Source organism: Pantoea sp. SGAir0430, assembly GCF_043549295.1.
The window spans coordinates 1,217,171-1,235,989 of the sequence record NZ_CP039427.1 but is presented as its reverse complement, the minus strand read 5'-3'; the positions used below and the strand labels follow the sequence as shown (position 1 = coordinate 1,235,989).

Below are 18,819 nucleotides of genomic sequence, written 5' to 3'. Positions count from 1 at the left end.
ATAGGCACGTTAGCGCTGAAACCTTTCAGGTGGAACAACGCGGCATAGTATAGTCGCTAAGTATGCGAAAACCAATATAAAAGCAGAGGGAGAAAACCGACTCAGATCAAGGAAAAGCGAGTTGCGCAAGGGAGATAACAGCAAAAGTGGTGCGCTCTAATGGACTCGAACCATCGACCCCCACCATGTCAAGGTGGTGCTCTAACCAACTGAGCTAAGAGCGCATTTCAGAAATCTGGTGCGTCCGAGTGGACTCGAACCACCGACCCCCACCATGTCAAGGTGGTGCTCTAACCAACTGAGCTACGGACGCACTTGGTGCGCTCTAATGGACTCGAACCATCGACCCCCACCATGTCAAGGTGGTGCTCTAACCAACTGAGCTAAGAGCGCAACATGCTGTCAGGGCGACAGCGGGGACGAATATTAACGGCAGGCCGTGATGCTGGCAAGCGGAAAAGTGATTTTTCCTGACGACTGACCAGCAACTGTGCTATGCGTCGTTTTTTTCGCCATTGCGGGCCAAATAAACGCCCGCTCAGCCACTTAGCGCGCGGCGCGCGCCAGAATCACCTGCGCCGGTAAACGCTGCAGACGGCGGATGCGCCAGATCATCATTACCGCCGCCGACGTCAGGCCGACGATAAATCCGCACCAGAAACCGGCCGGCCCCAGTGGTGCCACCACCCAGTCGGTCAGCGCCAGCACGTAACCCACCGGCAGCCCCAGCACCCAGTAGGCGATCAGGGTGATAAAGAAGATCGAGCGCGTGTCCTTATAGCCGCGCAGGATACCGCTGCCGATCACCTGAATCGAATCCGAGAACTGATAGATGGCCGCCAGCAGCATCAGCTGTGCCGCCAGGGTAATCACTTCCGGATTAGCGGTATAGAGCGCGGCAATATCGTGGCGGAAGGTCACGGTAAACAGCGCGGTGATCGCCGCCATGGTAATACCCACGCCCTGGCCGGTCCACGCGGCGATGCGGGCCTGTTCGGCCGAGCCCTGGCCCAGACGGTAGCCGACGCGAATGGTAGTGGCGACGCCGAGCGACAGCGGCAGCACAAACATCAGCGAGCTAAAGTTGAGCGCGATCTGATGACCAGCGACTTTCACAATGCCGAGCGGCGACACCAGCAGCGCCACCACGGCAAACAGCGTGACCTCGAAAAACAGCGCCAGCGCGACCGGTAATCCCAGCGTGAACAGGCGCGTCAGGATGGCGCGCGACGGTGGCGACCAGCGGCTATGCATGCGGATATCGCGCATGGCCGGCATGCGCTTCAGCCAGAAGCGCATCACCAGATACATCACCCAGTAAACCGACGCGGTGGCGACGCCACAGCCCACGCCGCCCAGCGCAGGCATACCGAAATGGCCGTAAATAAACACATAGTTCAGTGGAATGTTGGTCAGCAGGCCGAGGAAACCCAGCAGCATCGCCGGCTTGGTCTTCGACAGCCCTTCACACTGATTACGTGCCACCTGGAAAAACAGGTAGCCCGGTGCGCCCCACAGCAGCGCGTGCAGATAACCTTCTGCTTTGGCCGCCAGCTGAGGATCAATGTCATGCATGGTGTGAATCAGGTAGCCGGCGTTCCACAGCACCACCATAATCAGCAGCGCCACGCCCGCCGCCAGCCAGTAACCCTGGCGCACCTGTTCTGCGATGCGTTCGCGTCGCCCGGATCCGTTGAGTTGCGCAACGGTTGGCGTCAATGCCAGCAGCAGACCATGACCAAACAAAATGGCGGGAAGCCAGATAGAGGTGCCGACAGCAACGGCGGCCATATCCGTGGCGCTCACCGCACCGGCCATTATGGTATCCACAAATCCCATCGCGGTCTGTGCCACCTGAGCAAGGATGACCGGGATCGCGAGGGCCAGCAATTGACGCGCTTCTGTTAAATACTTCTGCACGTATCACCTGCGTAATTTAAGAAGAGAGCGGGGTGAAATCCCCAAAGAATGCGCGACCTAGTGTAGCGGTAGCCCGCACTTCCGCCAAACATTGATCGCATTTGGTTGCGCCATTTGTGTAAAGTTTGCGCGCCGGCAAATTAAACCTTGCGGCGCAAGCTGTGATAAACTGCCACAAACTTCGCAGAGGCTGAAATTATGTTTACCGGAATTGTGCAGGGCACGGCAGAAATTGTCGCCATTGAAGAAAAAGAGTTGTTCCGCACCCACACCGTGCGCTTGCCTGCTGAGCTGTTGCCCGGCCTGGCGCTGGGCGCCTCGGTAGCGCACAACGGGTGCTGCCTGACGGTGACCGCCATTGACGGCGATCGCGTCAGCTTCGATCTCATCAAAGAGACGCTGCGCATCACCAACCTCGGTGAATTACAGGTTGGTGACATCGTGAATATTGAGCGCGCCGCGAAATTCAGCGATGAAATTGGCGGACACCTGATGTCCGGCCATATTATGACCACCGCCGAAATCTGTAAAATTATCCAGTCAGAGAATAACCGCGAAGTGTGGTTTAAATTACAGGACGCTGAGCAGATCAAATATATTCTGCATAAAGGATTCGTCGGCATCGATGGTATCAGCCTGACAGTCGGCGATGTCACCAAAAGTAAGTTCTGCGTGCATCTGATCCCGGAAACGCTGGAGCGCACCACGCTGGGCGCGAAGAAGCTGGGGCATCGGGTCAATATCGAAATCGATCCGCATACCCAGGCGATTGTCGACACCGTCGAACGTGTGCTGGCGCAGCGTGATGCCGCGGCTGCGCTGTTGGCACAAACGCTGCCGGACGCGGAGTAATCGCGAATAAAAAAGGCGCGGTAAGCGCCTTTTAGCATTGCACTGAAATCAACGCGCCACGCGCAAACCGCCTTCAGCGCCGCGGCTGAAAACTACCTGCCACAGCTGAATATCGCGCGCGCGAAACGCACCGGCGCAGGCGTTGAGGTAATAGCTGAACATCCGTTTGAAACGCTCGCCATACTTCTCCGCCAGCTGCGGCCATGCCGCCTGGAACCGCTCATGCCAGGCCATCAGCGTGGTGTCATAATCCGCGCCGAAGTTATGCCAGTCTTCCATGATGAAGTGAGATTCGCTGGCATCGGCAATCTGCCGTACCGACGGTAAACAGCCGTTGGGGAAAATGTATTTATCGATCCACGGGTCGACGTTCATGTCGGTTCTGATCGCCCCAATGGTGTGCAGCAAAAACAGGCCTTCCGGTTTCAGGTTACGATCAACCACATTGAAGTAGGTGGCATAGTTTTTCGGCCCGACGTGTTCGAACATGCCCACCGACACGATGCGGTCAAACTGCTGGTCCAAATCACGGTAATCCTGCAGCAGAATGGTCACATCAAGACCGGCACAGCGCTGCTGCGCCATTTTCTGCTGCTCGGCAGAGATGGTCACGCCATGCACTTTCACCCCGTAATGACGTGCGGCGAATTCCGCCAGTCCGCCCCAGCCGCAGCCGATATCCAGTAGCGTCATGCCCGGCTCAAGCTGCAGCTTGCGGCAGATCATATCCAGCTTGTCCTGCTGTGCCTGCTCCAGCGTTTCCGCGCTTTTCCAGTAGCCGCAGGAGTACTGCATAAATGGATCGAGCATCAATGAAAACAGGTCGTTGCCAAGATCGTAGTGCTCTTTACCAACAATCCAGGCGCGTTTCTTTGACTGCAGATTGGTGAGGCGCGCCGCAGCAATGCGCAGCGTATCTTTAAAATGGTGCGGTAACTGCTTATCTAGATGATGTTTCAGCACGCGGTGGAAGAACATATCCAGACGTTCACACTCCCACCAGCCGTCCATGTAGCTTTCACCGAGGCCCAGCGATCCCTCCTGCAGGACCCGTTTGAAAAAATCCGCATGTCTGACCTGAATATCCCAGGGGCGTGTGCCGTTGATGTGAATGTCCGCCCGCTCCAGTAATTCATGGGCGATACGAAACCATTGGTTTTCTTCAAGGCTCACTTCTTCTATACACGATGAACTCATAGCTTCTCCATCACCTTTCCGATTTGAACCTGAGAAAAAGAATAGTCAAATTCCTCAGGCCTGTGAGAGAACTCACGGAAAATCCGTGCGCCAGATAGCCGACGTATTACAGAGGTATGAATCTGAATAGAAATGTCTGCCACAACTCCGGAGGTGAATATCGTGCAGACGCCATCCCAGCGACAGTGTCGCTAAAAAATACGCTCATTATGTTATTGATTTGTTGCAGAAATGCTGACCCACTGAGTATATGCTCACGCAGGTCAGTATTCAATGGCTTATCGTTAGTTTGCTAACGATAATCGTTGCCTTAGCAATTATCTTCGCAGGGACGGGAAGCGTGAGCAATATCACTTTGTGCGCTGGCGCTACGCTGCCACAGGAAACCGGCCCAGGCGAGGATCACCGTGGCCACCATGACCAGCGTGGTATGTAACAGCGCCTGCTGCAGACCGGCGGAAACAATCAGGCTGGCGAGGAAGCATAAGCCCAGCTGCAGCAGATTCTGCAGGCCGGCCGCTTTGCCGGTGGCCTGCGGGAACGGGGCGAGGGCGCTGGACACCACAATCGGGTAAATCGCGCCATTGGCCAGCGCCATGCCGCAGAACGGCAGCAGCAGAGCCACCAGCGGCGGCGTGGTCATCAGCGCCACCGCAAACAGGCCCAGAATGCTCAGGCTGTAAATCATCAGCAACCACGGCAGCAGCTGCGCACCCTGAAAACGGTTCAGCAGTGCGCGACAGCCAAACCCGCCCAGCAGGAAGGCGATGGTCTGCGGAATATAGCTCAGGCCAATGTCCGCCGGGCTCAGACCCGCGGCGGCGAGGATAAACGGCGAGCCGGTCAGCCAGGCGAAGAAACTGGCGGAACAGGCGGCATAAATCACTACGTTACCGCTGTAAATACGCGTCGCCAGCAGCGTCAGCCAGCTGGGCTGCGGCGTGCTTTCGTGGCGCGCACGCGGCGCGCTGGCCAGTTTCAGCGTGCCGAACAGCAGCACCAGCGTCACCAGCGTGAGCGCGAGGAAGATGGCGCGCCAGTGAAAATGGGCCATCAGCCAGGCACCCAGCAGCGGTGCCAGCGCCGGTGACAGCGCCACCAGCGGCATAATCGTGGCAAATACTTTGTTGGCTTTGGCCTGCGGATAGCGATCAACCACCAGCGCCTGCCAGCTCACCGCTGCGGCGCACACGCCTACCGCCTGCACAAAACGCAGCGCCAGCATCAGCCAGACGTTAGTCACCCACAGCATGGCAAGACAGCTCAGCGCAAACAGGCTCAGGCCCGCCAGCAGAATGGGTTTACGGCCGAAGCGGTCCGACAGCACGCCCCACAGCACCTGCGCACAGGCAAAGCCGCCCAGAAACAGGCTCAGGCTGGCGCTGATGGTGCCCGGTGCGGAAGCAAAGTCGCGCTGCATGGCGCCGAAGGCGGGTAAATACATATCGGTGGCCAGAAAGCCGAGCATGCTCAGCACGGCAAGGTAAGGCAGAAATCCTTTGGATGACAGCATGGTTTTTCTCACTCGGCAGGTTGAACGGCGGGGAGTGTAAAAGGGTGCAGCGGGCTTTGTGAAACGCTAATATTTGCAGGGTGCTGTTAAAATTTTTGATGGGAAAACTATGTGGTCGGAATATGCACTTGAGGTGGTGGACGCGGTAGCGCGCACCGGCAGTTTTAGCGCGGCGGCGCAGGAGCTGCACCGCGTGCCCTCTGCCATCAGCTATACCGTGCGCCAGCTGGAAGGCTGGCTGGCGGTACCGCTGTTTGAGCGGCAGCATCGCGAAGTGGTGCTGACGGCAGCAGGCGAGCATTTTGTGCGTGAAGGGCGTTCTGTTATCAAAAAAATGATGGCCACGCGCCGCCAGTGTCAGCAGCTGGCTAATGGCTGGCGCGGTCAGCTCAGTATCGCGGTAGATTGCATCGTCAAACCGCAGCGCACCCGCCAGCTGGTAAAGGATTTTTACCGCCATTTCCCCGATATGGAGCTGATCATCAGCTACGAAGTATTTAACGGCGTGTGGGACGCGCTGGCTGATGGTCGTGTCGATGTGGCGATTGGCGCCACCCAGGCCATTCCGGTCGGCGGCCGCTTCGCCTTTCAGGATATGGGCGCGCTCAACTGGCGCTGCGTGGTGAGTCCGCAGCATGCGCTGGCCCACAGTCCGCAGCTGGACGACGAAACCCTGCGCGCCTGGCCGTCGCTGGTGCTGGAAGATACGTCGCGCGCGCTGCCGCGCCGCATGACGTGGACGCTGGATAACCAGCGGCGGCTGGTGGTGCCGGAGTGGGAAACCGGGCTGGATTGCCTGCAGGCTGGATTGTGCGTGGGCATGGTGCCGGGGCACCTGGCGCGCCCGCTGCTGGACAGCGGCGCGCTGGTGGAGCTGGCGTTGCCGCAGCCGTTTCCGGACAGCCCGTGTTGCGTCAGCTGGTCTGAGCAGCGCGCGTCACCGGCGCTGGCGTGGTTACTGGAATATCTGGGCGATGCGGAGACGCTGAACCACGAGTGGCTCAGCGAGAAGGTGGCTTAACGGCGGTAATCGCGGAACGGGCCATCGGCCACGGAGCGGCGCTCAATCAGCGTGGGCTGCACTTCAATGGTCTGCGGCTCTTCGCGTTTGCTGGTGATGCGGTCCAGCAGCATCTCCAGTGCCTTTTCCCCCAGCTGCGCTTTCGGCTGGTGCACGGTTGTCAGCGCCGGGGTGAAGTAGCGCGCGTTGCGCACATTGTCATAGCCAATTACCGAAATATCCTGCGGCACGCGCAGTCCCATCTCGTCGGCCGCGCAAATCGCGCCCATCGCCATGATATCGCCGCCGCAGAACACCGCCGTCGGGCGCTGTTTCTGGTTCAGGATCTGCTGCATTGCCTGATAACCTGACTCCGGTTCGAAGTCACCCTGCACAATCCACTCGGGACGGACGCTGATGCCCGCTTCCTGCATCGCCTGCAGAAAACCCGCATGACGGCCGCCACCGGTGTTGCGCTCCATCTGGCCAGGGATAGCACCGATATCGCGATGGCCGCGCTCAATCAGGTATCGCCCGGCGAGGTAACCGCCGTGGAACGCATTGTCCTGCACGGTATCGGTAAAGTCCCCGCGCGATTCGCCCCAGTCCATGACCACCATCGGGATATTGCGGTTCTCTTCCAGCATCTGCAGCAGATCGTCGGGATATTCGGAGCACATGACCAGCAGGCCATCGACGCGCTTTTGCGCCATCATCGACAGATAGGCGCGCTGTTTTTGCAGATCGTTATGCGCGTTGCCGAGAATCAGCGTGTAACCACGCTCAAAGCAGTGATTCTCCACGGCTTCAATAATTTCGGCGAAGTAGGGCGCTTCGCTGGAGGTCGCCAGCAGGCCCAGCGTCTTGGTGTGATTCACCTTCAGGCTGCGGGCCACCGCGCTCGGTGAATAGTGCAGCGCTTTAATCGCTTCCCATACGGCGTTACGCGTCTCTTCCGCGACAAAACGCGTTTTGTTGATGACATGCGAAACCGTGGTGGTTGAGACCCCGGCGCGTTTCGCCACATCTTTAATGGTTGCCATGAAAATGGTACTCCTGGGCTTATCGCAACTTACTGATAAGTATATTGTTAAACGTTTGCGTCTGCTAATGGTTTTGCGCCCTGAATATCAGGGCTAATCTGCTTAATCGGGCAGGGAAACATCCTTCAGCAGGCTGTCAATGCAGCATGCGCTAAATCTGTTGCGCAACGAAAGGCGGCGATTCTAGCAAGCCGGGGCGGATAACACGAGATTTTTGCCCATCACTGTGCGAAAATTATTTAACCATGCAAACTGTGTGACTAAGGAGTTGTGATGAGTACCGATTTGAAACTGGCATTGACCACCACCGCCGCTGCTCTGCTGATGATTATTGCCTTTAGCTTTACCGCCATTCTGCATTAATAAAAAAGCCGGTGCTGCTGAACAGCCACCGGCTTTTTTGTTGCGCAACGCTGAGGTTAGCGCACGGTTTTCGGCGTCATCATACGGCGCGCGCCAACGTAATGCTTCTGCCAGTAATCCTCGCCCAGCGCGCTAATCTGAATGTCCTTACCGGTGCGCGGAGACTGAATGAATTTGCCATTGCCCAGATAAACCCCGACATGGTCGGCGGTGCCGCGGTTGTTGATGCGGAAGAACACCAGATCGCCTTTCTCCAGCATCTCACGCTTAATTGGTGCCGCATCGCGCAGGTGATACATCTCATTGGCGGTGCGGGGAAATTTAAACTTCACCAGGTCTTTGTAGGCGTACCACACTAAACCACTGCAGTCGAAACCGGTGTGCGGTGAGGTGCCTCCCCACTGATACGGTTTACCCAGCTGGCCCATCAGTTTCGTCATCGCGGTTTCGCGCGCTTTTTGATAGCGCAAGCGGTGGGCTTTGCTCATTTTAATGCCGCTCAGCTGCTGCACTTCATCATCAACGGCAACGTCACGCGATTTTTTCGCCAGCCGCTGATGACCATATTTTTTCGCACTGAGCTTAAGTGGGGATTTGCGCTGCGTGGTGTGCTGAAGTACCGTTTCGCTTTTCTGCTGTTTTTTCAGCCTGAACTTCTGTACCGACGTCAGGCGTGACTTTTTGCTGGTGGTTTTCACCGGGCGTCGTTTGCGACGCTCATCTTCACGCGCGTTCTTTTTCTCCGCTTTCTGCAAACTGGCATTAACCGGCGCATGCGGAGAAGCCGCCGCCACATTAAAGAACAGTTGGGCAAAAGCCAGTATGAAAAGCGTAATCAGTAAACGCATAGTCCGGTTACATGTTAAGCCGTCGGCAGGAAGCCAGACCGCGGTAAAGTTAGAAAAATCTGATCGACGATCAGCACCGGGGCAATTCTAATCCACTTTTTTTGCAAAAGGTAAGGTCTTTTTCCATTAATCTGTCACGGTACTGAAAGTGGGGCAAAAATGAGCGATTTCAGCTGTTTAACCCAGCGGAATTATTGCTAATTATTAATTGATTAATGCTTATTAATGATATGAAAATGTTATTCGTGGCGCGCGAACTTAACAAACATGGCGATATGCGCCGGCTAAGGCAAAATCCCGTTTTCAGTCGCGGGGCGAAGTCGCTACAATAAACAAACACGAAGTGAAGGATTAAGGAAGGCAAAAATGAGTACTGTTGAAAAAATTCAGCGCCAGATCGCAGAAAACCCGATCCTGCTGTACATGAAAGGTTCGCCGAAACTGCCAAGCTGCGGTTTCTCTGCGCAGGCGGTACAGGCGCTGTCTGCCTGTGGGGAGCGCTTTGCGTACGTAGACATTCTGCAAAATCCGGATATCCGCGCTGAGTTACCGAAATACGCCAACTGGCCAACTTTCCCGCAGCTGTGGGTGGATGGCGAGCTGGTCGGCGGCTGTGACATCATCGTTGAGATGTTCCAGCGCGGCGAACTGCAACCGCTGATCAAAGAGACCGCTGAGAAGCACAAAGAAGCAGAATAAGAAAAAGGCCGACAGCAGTGTCGGCCTTTTTTTTGGCTGCGGTCTGACGGGCCTCAGGCTGAGGCATCGTCTTCGGCCGGCTCTTCACTCACCGCCAGCGGCCAGCCGCCGAGGCGTTTCCAGCGATTCACCAGTTCGCAAAACAGCGTGGCGGTCTGTTCGGTATCGTACAGTGCCGAGTGCGCCTGAGTGCTGTCAAAATCTATTCCCGCCGCTTTACAGGCCTTCGCCAGCACCGTTTGTCCCAGCACCAGCCCGCTCAGCGCGGCGGTGTCAAAGGTGGCGAACGGGTGGAACGGGTTACGCTTCATGCCGGTGCGCTCTGCTGCCGCCATCAGAAAATTATGATCAAAGGTGGCATTGTGCGCCACGATAATCGCCCGGTTACAGCCACTGTCTTTGGTACCTTTGCGCACCATTTTGAAAATGGCGTGCAGCGCCTCATATTCACTCACCGCGCCGCGCAGCGGATTGCTGGGGTCGATGCCGGTAAACGCCAGCGCTTCGGGATTGAGAATCGCCCCTTCGAACGGCTCCACGTGGAAATGCAGGGTTTCATCGCGGTGCAGCCAGCCATCCTCATCCATTTTTAACGTGGTGGCGGCGATTTCCAGCAGCGCATCGGTTTGCGCATTAAAACCGGCGGTTTCAACGTCAATCACCACAGGATAAAAACCACGGAAGCGTTGATGGAGAGCGTTTAAGGCGTTCGATTCAGACATCAGGATCTCATTGCAGGAAATGGGGCAGCGCGCATTATGGCAAAAATCGGCGCAGGGTGCAGCAGGAGAGGGAAGTCAGCCCGCAAATTAGCAGGCTGACTAACGGCATTAGTTGCCGAGGCCGTGACCGGCGTGTTTGTTTTCGATCAGCTCGATTTTGTAGCCGTCCGGATCTTCCACGAAAGCGATGATGGTGCTGCCGCCTTTGACCGGGCCGGCTTCACGCGTGACGTTACCGCCCGCCTGACGGATGCGGTCGCAGGTCGCCGCGACATCATCCACGCCCAGCGCGATGTGGCCGTAGGCATTGCCGAGGTCGTATTTATCCACGCCCCAGTTGTAGGTCAGCTCAATGACCGCACCTTCGCTCTCTTCGGTGTAACCCACGAAAGCCAGGGTGTATTTGTATTCGGTGTTTTCGCTCTGACGCAGCACGCGCATGCCCAGCACGCGGGTGTAAAAATCGATGGAGCGCTGCAGATCGCCAACGCGTAACATAGTGTGAAGTAAACGCATAACATCCTCTTTTTAAAAGTCATCAGGGAACCCGCTTAGTATAGCGAGGGAATGCCCTGAAGAAAGCACGCGGCCGCACATCCGCTGCGGCCGCGTTTGACTTACAGTGTCGGGTAGTCGGTGTAACCTTCCGCGCCGCCGCCGTAGAAGCTCTCCGGGCGCTGCGGGTTAAGCGGTGCATCCTGCTGCAGGCGCGCTACCAGGTCCGGGTTGGCGATGAAGTCACGGCCAAAGGCCACCGCGTCAATCAGGCCACGCGCAATCAGATCGTCCGCTTTTTCCACGGTGTAGGCACCGGCACCGATAATCACGCCCGGGAAGGCGGCACGCACTTTCTGGCGGAACTCATCGGTGTAAGGCTTACCGCCCGCCCAGTCTGGCTCAGACAGGTGCAGGTAGGCGAGGCCGCGCTTGCCCAGTTCGCTGATGTACCACAGTGCCGCTTCTTCTTCATCCGGACCGTTTTCCAGATTCTGGAAGGCGCCGATTGGCGAGATACGAATACCAATGCGATCGGCTGACCAGTTAGCAATTGCCGCATCGACCACTTCCAGCGCGAAACGGCCGCGCTTCTCAATCGAACCGCCGTATTCATCGGTACGCTGGTTAGAACCGGGTGCGAGGAACTGATGCATCAGATAACCGTGCGCAGAGTGCAGCTCCAGCAGGTCAAAATCGGCTTCACGCGCATTGGCTGCCGCCTGACCGAAGTCTTTAACGATCTGCTGAATTTCTGCCACGCTCAGTTCACGCGGCATGGAGGTATCTTCGCGGTATACGCTGCCGTCGGCGGCGCGCAGCGAGGTGCGGGTGCCAGCGGCGATCGCGGACGGTGCAACCGGCGCTTTGCCATCCGGCTGCACGCTATTATGCGAGATGCGGCCGGTGTGCCACAGCTGAACGGCGCTGTGACCGTGCGCGGCGTGAATGCCTTCGTTAATCATTTTCCACGCAGCAATTTGTTCTGCGGTGTGTAAACCCGGCGCACCGGCGTAGCCTTTCGCCTGGAACGAAACCTGGGTGGCTTCGGTAATGATCAGACCCGCGCTGGCGCGCTGCTGATAATACTCCGCCATCAGCGGGGTAGGAATATCGCCCGGTTCAATGCTGCGCAGACGCGTCAGCGGCGCCATAAATACACGGTTAGGTACGGTAATCGCGCCCACTTTCAGCGGGGTGAACAGCTGTTTACTCGCCATGATGACTCCTGTAATAGACCGGTCGTCTAGAAATTGCCGTTTTTAAAAATCAGCGGTGATTAAGCCACTGTTCGATGGTGTCGAGCGCCAGGCTAATCGGCCCGGGCTCACGTGAAATCTTGCTCTGCAGGCTGGCTCCCAGCCACAGCAGATAACAGCGTTGCGCCAGCTGCTGCGGGCTTTGCCCATAGGGCAGCGGCTGTTCGGCTGCAACCTCCGTCAGACAGCGTGCATAAGCCGCCGTGATGGCCGTAGCACCGCGCTGCAGCGCATCGCGCATCGGCTCTGACAGATCGCACACTTCGCCGGAAAGCTTAACGCCCAGACAGCCGACGATGTGACCCTGCTCAATAAACAGCCGTTCCGCGTAGCGAAAATGCTGCAGTAAGCGTTCGCGCGCAGTAACGCCGGGCTGGGTCAGCTGCTGTTCAACTTGCTGCTGATAGTTGACGAAATAGCGCTCCAGCAGCGCCACACCGAACGCTTCTTTCGAGCGGAAGTAGTGGTAAAACGAGCCTTTAGGCACTTCCGCCAGCGCCAGCATTTCGCTCAATCCCATGCCGGTGAAACCGCGCTGCAGGCAGACCTGCTCGCCGGTGGCGAGCAGATGTTCACGGGTTTCGTTGCGTTGCACTGTCTTGTTCATGTCAGGCAGAGTATTAGACCAGTCGGTCTAATGCAATCCTCAGGCGCGATTCTGGCACGATTTGATCATATCCAGCTGCGGCTGATACTGCTGCGTCTGGATGTTGAACAGGCCGAGCACCGTGTGGAACAGATTATCCTGCGACACCGCTGTCTCTGCCGCCTGCTGGCGCAGACAGGCCTGATCAATGTGATACGCCGCGGCGTAGCCCGGCGACATCCACAGCAGCAGCGGGATGTGCGTCTGCTGTGACGGCGCAAACAGGTAAGGCGCACCGTGCAGGTACATGCCGTGTTCGCCCAGCGATTCGCCATGGTCGGACAGGTACACCAGCGCCACGTTAAAGCGATCGCTCAGGCCCTTCAGCTTATCGATGGTGCGACTCAGCATATCGTCGGTATACACCAGCGAGTTATCGTAGGTGTTGACCAGCGCCTGGTGGTCGCAATCCTGAATCTGATTGCTGTCGCAGGTCGGCGTAAAGCGCTGGAACGCGGCCGGATAGCGCTTAAAGTAAGCCGGACCGTGGCTGCCCATCTGGTGCAGTACGATGATGCCGTCATTGTGCAGGCTGTCGACATAGTTATCAAAACGATGCAGCAGGACGTCATCGAGGCAGAAGCCATCGTGGCAGTATTGTGGCAGCTGCCACTGCGTCATATCGGTATGCGGCACGCGGTCGCAGGCACCTTTGCAGCCGCCGTCGTTTTCGCGCCACAGCACGCTGACTCCGGCATGGGCCAGCACATCCAGCACGCCTTCCTGATGATGGGCGAGGTTCGCGTCATAGTGCTCGCGCGGCATATTCGAGAACATGCACGGCACCGAAATGGCGGTTTCCGTGCCGCAGGAGCTGGCGTTGGGATAATAAATCACCTGCTGCTTTTTCAGCTGTGGGTTGGTGTCGCGCGCATAGCCGCCGAGGGAGAAGTTCTCCGCGCGCGCAGTTTCGCCCACCACCAGCACCACCAGCGTCTTCTTCGGCTCGGCGGCGATCAGCGGCCCTTTCTTCGCATCTTCGCCAATCTTCACCAGCGCCTGGCTGCCCTGCAGATAGCGCTGATCGACATAATGGCCGGTGCCGCTGACAATATTTGCTGGGGTGATCATCTTCACCAGGCCTTTGTTATTGCGGATCAGCGAAGCATAGTCTTTGTAGAACAGCACAGCCATCAGCAGAATCACCAGTACGGCACCGAGCGCACTGGCGAGGCGCTGCAGCAGGTTCCACCACCAGCGCTGGCGATTGCTGATGCGGACGCTGCACACCAGCGCGACCGGAAGAATGCCCATCAGCAGCATCCAGATGACATAGTTGCGGCTCATCAGCGCGCCGGTTTCCTGCGCATTTGACTCAAACACGTTTTCAATCATGTTGGTGTCGATGACCGTACCAAAGCTGTGCATAAAGTAGTTGGCGGCGGCGCTGGCGAGAATCAGCACAATCAGCAGCGGTTTGCGTATCCACGGCCAGGCCAGTAGCGAGAAGAGCAGATAAAACGCCGCGACCAGCACCACCGGCATGCTGGCGGCGAACAGGTAATCATGCACGCGGGTGTAGGGAATAATTTCCCACGCGCGCAGTAAAAACAGGGCATTGAGGACAAAGGCAAAGAACAACGCGGCCAGTAAATTAAAACTGTTGTCGTGACACTGTAACTTAGAGGTCAGTTTCATGGAGACTCATCGGAATAACAGAATATGACAATCGTATGAATTGAAGATGAGGAAAACCTTAACCGCGTCTCCTTACCTGATTGATTCCCTGACTATCGCCACGGTCACGGAAGCTGGCGTGGTTGTCGCCGTGTACAGTACCAGTAATAACGGTTTATGCCTTGCACTATGTCACTAAGCTGTTATCAATAAGAGTGGATAGGTTCATTGCGGAGGTGATGTGGCTGAGCAATTAGAGTTTTTTCCGGTTCCGAGCCCCTGTCGCGGTATCTGCCAGAGCGATGCGCGCGGCTATTGCCGTGGCTGTCTGCGCAGCCGGGAGGAGCGCTTCAACTGGATGAAATTCAGCGATGCGCAAAAACGCGAGGTGCTGCGCCTGTGTCGTCAGCGCCTGTTGCGCCTGCAGCGTCAGCAAAAAGTTGATGAAAATCCTGATCCACAGCAACCGGAGCTGTTTTAAGAAAACGTGGCGTACGCATTTGGTTATACTCGCGCTTTCGCTATTGCGCAGAAGGGAGTTTAACCATGTTACAACCGCAACCTATTGCCCCGCAGGGACCCGCTTTTTCGCCGCTGATCGCCGGTTACTGGCGGCTGATGGAGTGGGGCATGACGCCACAGCAGCTGGTGCAGTTTATTGAGCATCATCTGTCATTGGGCATCACCACCGTTGACCACGCCGACATCTATGGCGACTATCGCTGTGAAGCCGCGTTCGGCGAAGCGCTGCGCCTGGCACCGCAGCTGCGCCAGCAGTTGCAAATCGTCACCAAGTGCGGCATTGCCACCCGCGCGAAACCCGAGCATAAAATCGGTCACTACATCACCGAAGCCAGCCACATCCTGCACAGTGCGGAAAATTCCCTGCGCCACTTTGCCACCGATTATCTCGATCTGCTGTTGATTCACCGTCCGGATCCGTTAATGGATGCGGATGAAATCGCTGAAGCCTTCCTGCAGCTGCACCAGAGTGGCAAGGTGCGTTATTTTGGCGTCTCCAACTTTACCGCTGCGCAGTTCACACTGCTGCAATCCCGCCTGCCGTTTAGCCTGGTTACCAACCAGCTGGAAATCTCACCGCTGGAGCAGTCAGCGCTGCTCGACGGCACGCTCGACCAGTGCCAGCAGACGCGTATGCGCCCGATGGCGTGGTCGTGCCTCGGTGGCGGCCGCCTGTTTAACGATCCGCACTACCAGCCGCTGCGCGATGAGCTGGAACAGGTGCGTCAGGAGATCGGTGCCAGCAATATCGAGCAGGTGGTGTATGCCTGGGTAATGAAGCTGCCCAGTCGTCCGCTGCCGATTATCGGTTCCGGTAAAACCGCGCGCGTCAGCGACGCAGTGAAAGCCTGTGAACTGACTCTGGATCGTCAGCAGTGGTTCCGTATTCGCAAGGCGGCACTCGGCTACGATGTGCCCTGAAGCGTAAATCTGCGTCAAACTACGGCAGCCTGGGCAAAAGCGGTCCAGGCTTAGAGGGAATCTGAACCGTAAGGAGACGTTATGAAAAAAACCATTATGGCCGTGCTGACGCTGGCGTGTGCTGCCGGTGCACACGCGGCGTCAGAAGACGTGACGCTGCATCAGGTGACGGCGCAGGGTATCGGTGAGTCGATCGGTAAGGTGACCATCAGCGAAACCCCGTATGGTCTGCAGTTCGCGCCGGCGCTGAGCGGGCTGAAACCTGGCATTCATGGCTTCCACGTCCATGCCAAAGGCAGCTGTGAGCCCGGCGAATCCGCCGGCAAAACCGTGGCGGCCGGCGCGGCGGGCGGTCACCTCGATCCGCACAACAGTGGCAAGCACCTCGGTCCGTACGCTGACGGTCACCTCGGCGATTTGCCCGCGCTGTATGTCACCGACGACGGCAAAGCCAGCTATCCCGTGGTGGCGCCCCGCCTGAAATCGCTGAGCGAGATCAAAGGCAAAGCGTTGATGGTGCACGTCGGCGGCGATAACCATGCTGACCATCCGCAACCGCTTGGCGGTGGCGGGGCACGTCTGGCCTGCGGCGTGATCTGACTACCGGGCGGCGACGGGCCTGACCCGCCGCCGCCGCGCAGAAAAATTCTGACCCATTTTCCTGCTACTCAGCGGCAACATTCCATCCTATGATGTTGATTCAGGAACGGAACCGCTCAGGGGCAGGCATGAAAACGCGTGGGATTTTGCTGTTGTGTTTAGCGCTGGTGGGCTGCGATCGCCCGAATGATACCCAGCTGCGACTGGAGGCCAGCCGTCAGCTGCAGCGAGATATAGATACCAATCCGCTGCGCGCCAGTTGTGAAAATATTGCCCGCGGCCGCGAATGGCTGACGCAGCATACCCTGCAGCGGCTGCAAGCCAAAGGCTGTCAGAACGTCCTGCGCAGCGCCACCGAAACCAATTTCACCCATACCGAAATCCGCCGTCACAGCATCACCGTGGTGTGTGGCGGCATTCAGGGCACCAGTTTTACCGGCAGCACGCTGGCACGGCGCTTTATCTACTCGTCGGACGAGAAAGCGCTGGTGATCGAACCGATGTCCGAGCAGGATAAAACCCGCTTTGAAGGGCAGAAGACCCTGCAGCAGCTGCACGATGACTTTGATCGGCAGTTTACCCAGTACTGTGAATGATCAATCCGGCACCGCCTGACGCAGCTGCGCCAGCGAACAGCGCAGGCGCCACAACATACCCGCCAGGGTATTCGCGTCGCTCTCCGGCTGCCCCTGAAGCTGATCAATGGCCTGCTGCAGCGTATCCAGCGCGGTCTGCAGCGAGTCGTGACGCACACCGCGCAAACTCATAATACGCTGCAAGTCCTGCAGACTGCTGTCGCGCAGCTGCGCCAGCGCCGGTGAGCGGGGTTGCCAGGCGCGCAGCTGCCAGACAATGTGCGAACAGTTCAGCAGCACCACGCCCCAGCGCAGCAGCCACAGGCGCGCCTGCTCATCACGGCTGTGGCTCAGCTGGCTGATGTGATGATAAATCTGCGATTCAAACCGGCTTTCACTCAGGCGCGGCTGGCGACGTAGCTGATCGAGAAAAGCGTGGCGCAGCGCCCGGATATGGCGCCGGCTGCGGCGCGCATCAGAACCCGGCTGTAACACCTGAAACGCCAGCCACGCCAGCAGGACACCACACACTTTTGCCAGGTTATCGTTAAGGAAGCTCTGGAAATCCCAGTCTGGCGGATTACTTACCGCGATAAACGATCCCATAAACACAATAAACTGGCCCCAGAGCGCGGCGCGTTGCTTCTGTTGCAGCTTAAGCAGTTGCAGCGTCAGCAGCAGCGGGAACAGCAGCAGCAAAAACTGCCACAGCGCGCTGATTTGTACCATCAGGCCAAACTGCAGCACAAAGCTGAACAGCGACAGCCACAGCAGCGTTTTCAGCAGCAGCGACACGCTGCCGCCGGGCGAAGGCGATGACGAGTAGAGCACGCAGGCAATAGCGGTAAGCGTCAGCGCGGCGGCGCCAGCGTCCCACTGGGTACCGATCCAGAACGCGCAGCCCAGCATGATCACGCTAAACGTGCGCAGCGCACTCCAGCCAGCTTCGGCACTGTCGCTGGCACGTGCCAGTGCCGGCGCGTACGGTGGCTGGAAACGGGTGTCAGCGTCGGCGCGCTCGATCAGGCGAATCCAGCGCTCCACATTCAGCCACACCCAGCAGAAGTAGCGCAGCCGCTGGACAAAAGCACGCTGGCGGAAATCACCGTGCATGTCCGGCGTGATGCTGCGCAGAATCTGCGCCAGCCGGTATTTATCACACTGCGGCTGCGCCAGTTCGTGCAGCAGCTGTTGCATTGCGCTGTACAGCGCCGGCGGCGCGTCGGGCCAGTTAAGCAGCATGCGCCGCAGGCTGGAGAGCACGCTGGTCAGGCGCAGCTGCTGATGCAGCACGTAGTTAAGCACGTTATTTTGCCGGCGGAAGCGATAGTGGCTCCAGAAGGCCTGAATGCGCAGCAAATTCATGGTAAGGATCTGGCTGATCACCGTTTCGTGGGCGGTGCGCACATTTTCCGTGCTGCTCTGCTGCAACAGCAGCACCGCGTGGTCAAGCAGTCGGGTGTGCATCTGGCGCAGCGATAGCATCAGTGCGCTGCCGTCCGAGGTGCTGGGCAGGATCATCATCATCAGCCCGGCGCAGAGAATCCCGACGATCACTTCGCACACGCGCGCCTGGGTGATGTCCCACAGCTGGCTGACGTCGCTAACGTTAACGCTGCTGAAGGCGATAATCGCGGCGGTGTAACCGGCCAGTGAAAAGGCGTAGGCCACATTGTTTTGAAAATGGCTGGCGACCCAGGTGCAGAGCGCCAGCCAGCCGGCCATGAAAAAGGCAAACAGCCACGGTTCGTTGAGCGTATGGCCGGCAATCAGCAGCGCGGCGCTGGCACCGAGCAGGCTGCCGACGATGCGGCCCAGGCTTTTGCTGATGGCGCCGCCGACGGTGGGAAAACTCACCACCGCGGCGGACGTCATGGCCCAGTAAGGCTGATCCAATTGCAGCGCATACGCCAGGGTGAGCGCCAGACACATCGCGATAGCGTTACGCAACGCATAGCGCCACTCGCCGCCGGTTGCCTTTATCCACGGCAGATTGTGCCAGGCCAGCCACTGCAGATTCATGCCGG

19 protein-coding genes and 3 tRNA genes are annotated in these 18,819 nt (G+C 57.9%); 8 read left to right on the top strand and 14 right to left on the bottom strand.

The window, feature by feature from the left end:
- Window positions 1–147: 147 nt before the first annotated feature.
- The 4 genes from E7738_RS05925 to E7738_RS05910 all read right to left on the bottom strand — a co-directional run bounded on the left by E7738_RS05925 (window position 148) and on the right by E7738_RS05910 (window position 1,920).
- Window positions 148–224, bottom strand: a tRNA-Val gene (locus tag E7738_RS05925).
- Window positions 225–236: 12 nt separating this feature from the next.
- Window positions 237–313, bottom strand: a tRNA-Val gene (locus E7738_RS05920).
- 3 nt (window positions 314–316) lie between these two features.
- A tRNA-Val gene (locus E7738_RS05915) sits at window positions 317–393 on the bottom strand.
- A gap of 153 nt (window positions 394–546) precedes the next feature.
- On the bottom strand, window positions 547–1,920 hold the full coding sequence (locus E7738_RS05910; protein WP_058769700.1) for an MATE family efflux transporter: 1,374 nt from the start codon (window positions 1,918–1,920) through the stop codon (window positions 547–549).
- A 198-nt stretch (window positions 1,921–2,118) separates the two neighbouring features.
- Here E7738_RS05910 and E7738_RS05905 point away from each other — a divergent pair, with 198 nt between their 5' ends.
- The gene (locus tag E7738_RS05905) at window positions 2,119–2,772 is read left to right on the top strand and encodes a riboflavin synthase subunit alpha (protein WP_104092871.1); all 654 of its coding nucleotides are present in this window, start codon (window positions 2,119–2,121) and stop codon (window positions 2,770–2,772) included.
- 48 nt (window positions 2,773–2,820) lie between these two features.
- Here E7738_RS05905 and cfa read toward each other — a convergent pair whose 3' ends face one another.
- Together cfa and punC are read right to left on the bottom strand one after the other, a co-directional pair.
- Window positions 2,821–3,969 carry a cyclopropane fatty acyl phospholipid synthase gene (gene cfa / locus E7738_RS05900; RefSeq protein ID WP_059011030.1) on the bottom strand — a complete coding sequence of 383 codons (1,149 nt, stop codon included), beginning with the start codon at window positions 3,967–3,969 and terminating at the stop codon, window positions 2,821–2,823.
- Window positions 3,970–4,279: 310 nt separating this feature from the next.
- A complete protein-coding gene (punC, locus tag E7738_RS05895) occupies window positions 4,280–5,482 on the bottom strand; it encodes a purine nucleoside transporter PunC (RefSeq protein WP_021506222.1) in 1,203 nt (400 codons plus the stop codon).
- A 109-nt stretch (window positions 5,483–5,591) separates the two neighbouring features.
- On the opposite strand from punC, the gene punR reads away from it, so the two are divergent.
- Window positions 5,592–6,503, top strand: coding sequence for a DNA-binding transcriptional activator PunR (punR, locus tag E7738_RS05890; RefSeq protein WP_021506221.1), 912 nt, complete (start codon window positions 5,592–5,594; stop codon window positions 6,501–6,503).
- On the opposite strand, the gene purR is transcribed toward punR, so the two are convergent.
- Window positions 6,500–7,525: an HTH-type transcriptional repressor PurR gene (gene purR, locus E7738_RS05885; RefSeq protein WP_021506220.1), complete on the bottom strand. Its 1,026-nt coding sequence runs from the start codon at window positions 7,523–7,525 to the stop codon at window positions 6,500–6,502. The genes punR and purR overlap by 4 nt on opposite strands.
- Before the next feature lie 273 nt (window positions 7,526–7,798).
- On the opposite strand from purR, the gene E7738_RS05880 reads away from it, so the two are divergent.
- The gene (locus E7738_RS05880) at window positions 7,799–7,888 is read left to right on the top strand and encodes a cytochrome bd-I oxidase subunit CydH (protein ID WP_021506219.1); all 90 of its coding nucleotides are present in this window, start codon (window positions 7,799–7,801) and stop codon (window positions 7,886–7,888) included.
- Between the two features lie 56 nt (window positions 7,889–7,944).
- Here E7738_RS05880 and E7738_RS05875 read toward each other — a convergent pair whose 3' ends face one another.
- A complete protein-coding gene (locus tag E7738_RS05875) occupies window positions 7,945–8,736 on the bottom strand; it encodes a C40 family peptidase (RefSeq protein WP_152391067.1) in 792 nt (263 codons plus the stop codon).
- A gap of 366 nt (window positions 8,737–9,102) precedes the next feature.
- Between E7738_RS05875 and E7738_RS05870 the strand changes: the two genes are divergently transcribed.
- On the top strand, window positions 9,103–9,435 hold the full coding sequence (locus E7738_RS05870) for a Grx4 family monothiol glutaredoxin (RefSeq protein ID WP_021506217.1): 333 nt from the start codon (window positions 9,103–9,105) through the stop codon (window positions 9,433–9,435).
- Between the two features lie 53 nt (window positions 9,436–9,488).
- Here the strand turns inward: E7738_RS05870 and rnt are convergent, their stop codons facing one another.
- The 5 genes from rnt to eptA all read right to left on the bottom strand — a co-directional run bounded on the left by rnt (window position 9,489) and on the right by eptA (window position 14,195).
- Window positions 9,489–10,157, bottom strand: a complete 669-nt coding sequence (gene rnt, locus E7738_RS05865) for a ribonuclease T (RefSeq protein WP_021506216.1) — start codon at window positions 10,155–10,157, stop codon at window positions 9,489–9,491.
- A gap of 108 nt (window positions 10,158–10,265) precedes the next feature.
- Complete coding sequence (gene gloA, locus E7738_RS05860; RefSeq protein ID WP_021314698.1) at window positions 10,266–10,673, bottom strand: lactoylglutathione lyase; 408 nt, start codon at window positions 10,671–10,673, stop codon at window positions 10,266–10,268.
- Window positions 10,674–10,774: 101 nt separating this feature from the next.
- Window positions 10,775–11,872 (bottom strand): alkene reductase, encoded by a 1,098-nt coding sequence (locus E7738_RS05855; RefSeq protein ID WP_241797852.1) that lies wholly within the window; start codon window positions 11,870–11,872, stop codon window positions 10,775–10,777.
- Between the two features lie 49 nt (window positions 11,873–11,921).
- On the bottom strand, window positions 11,922–12,518 hold the full coding sequence (locus E7738_RS05850; protein ID WP_031279165.1) for a TetR/AcrR family transcriptional regulator: 597 nt from the start codon (window positions 12,516–12,518) through the stop codon (window positions 11,922–11,924).
- Between the two features lie 39 nt (window positions 12,519–12,557).
- The gene (gene eptA, locus E7738_RS05845; RefSeq protein ID WP_394516203.1) at window positions 12,558–14,195 is read right to left on the bottom strand and encodes a phosphoethanolamine transferase EptA; all 1,638 of its coding nucleotides are present in this window, start codon (window positions 14,193–14,195) and stop codon (window positions 12,558–12,560) included.
- Between the two features lie 220 nt (window positions 14,196–14,415).
- On the opposite strand from eptA, the gene E7738_RS05840 reads away from it, so the two are divergent.
- The 4 genes from E7738_RS05840 (at window position 14,416) to E7738_RS05825 (ending at window position 16,813) form a co-directional block, all read left to right on the top strand.
- Window positions 14,416–14,655, top strand: a complete 240-nt coding sequence (locus tag E7738_RS05840; protein WP_021506211.1) for a DUF1289 domain-containing protein — start codon at window positions 14,416–14,418, stop codon at window positions 14,653–14,655.
- A 65-nt stretch (window positions 14,656–14,720) separates the two neighbouring features.
- Window positions 14,721–15,617 carry an aldo/keto reductase gene (locus tag E7738_RS05835; RefSeq protein WP_136547925.1) on the top strand — a complete coding sequence of 299 codons (897 nt, stop codon included), beginning with the start codon at window positions 14,721–14,723 and terminating at the stop codon, window positions 15,615–15,617.
- An 81-nt stretch (window positions 15,618–15,698) separates the two neighbouring features.
- A complete protein-coding gene (gene sodC / locus E7738_RS05830; RefSeq protein ID WP_058780640.1) occupies window positions 15,699–16,217 on the top strand; it encodes a superoxide dismutase family protein in 519 nt (172 codons plus the stop codon).
- Window positions 16,218–16,345: 128 nt separating this feature from the next.
- Window positions 16,346–16,813, top strand: a complete 468-nt coding sequence (locus E7738_RS05825) for a hypothetical protein (protein ID WP_021506208.1) — start codon at window positions 16,346–16,348, stop codon at window positions 16,811–16,813.
- Here the strand turns inward: E7738_RS05825 and E7738_RS05820 are convergent, their stop codons facing one another.
- Window positions 16,814–18,814 (bottom strand): FUSC family protein, encoded by a 2,001-nt coding sequence (locus tag E7738_RS05820; RefSeq protein WP_394516202.1) that lies wholly within the window; start codon window positions 18,812–18,814, stop codon window positions 16,814–16,816.
- Between the last annotated feature and the right edge of the window lie 5 nt (window positions 18,815–18,819).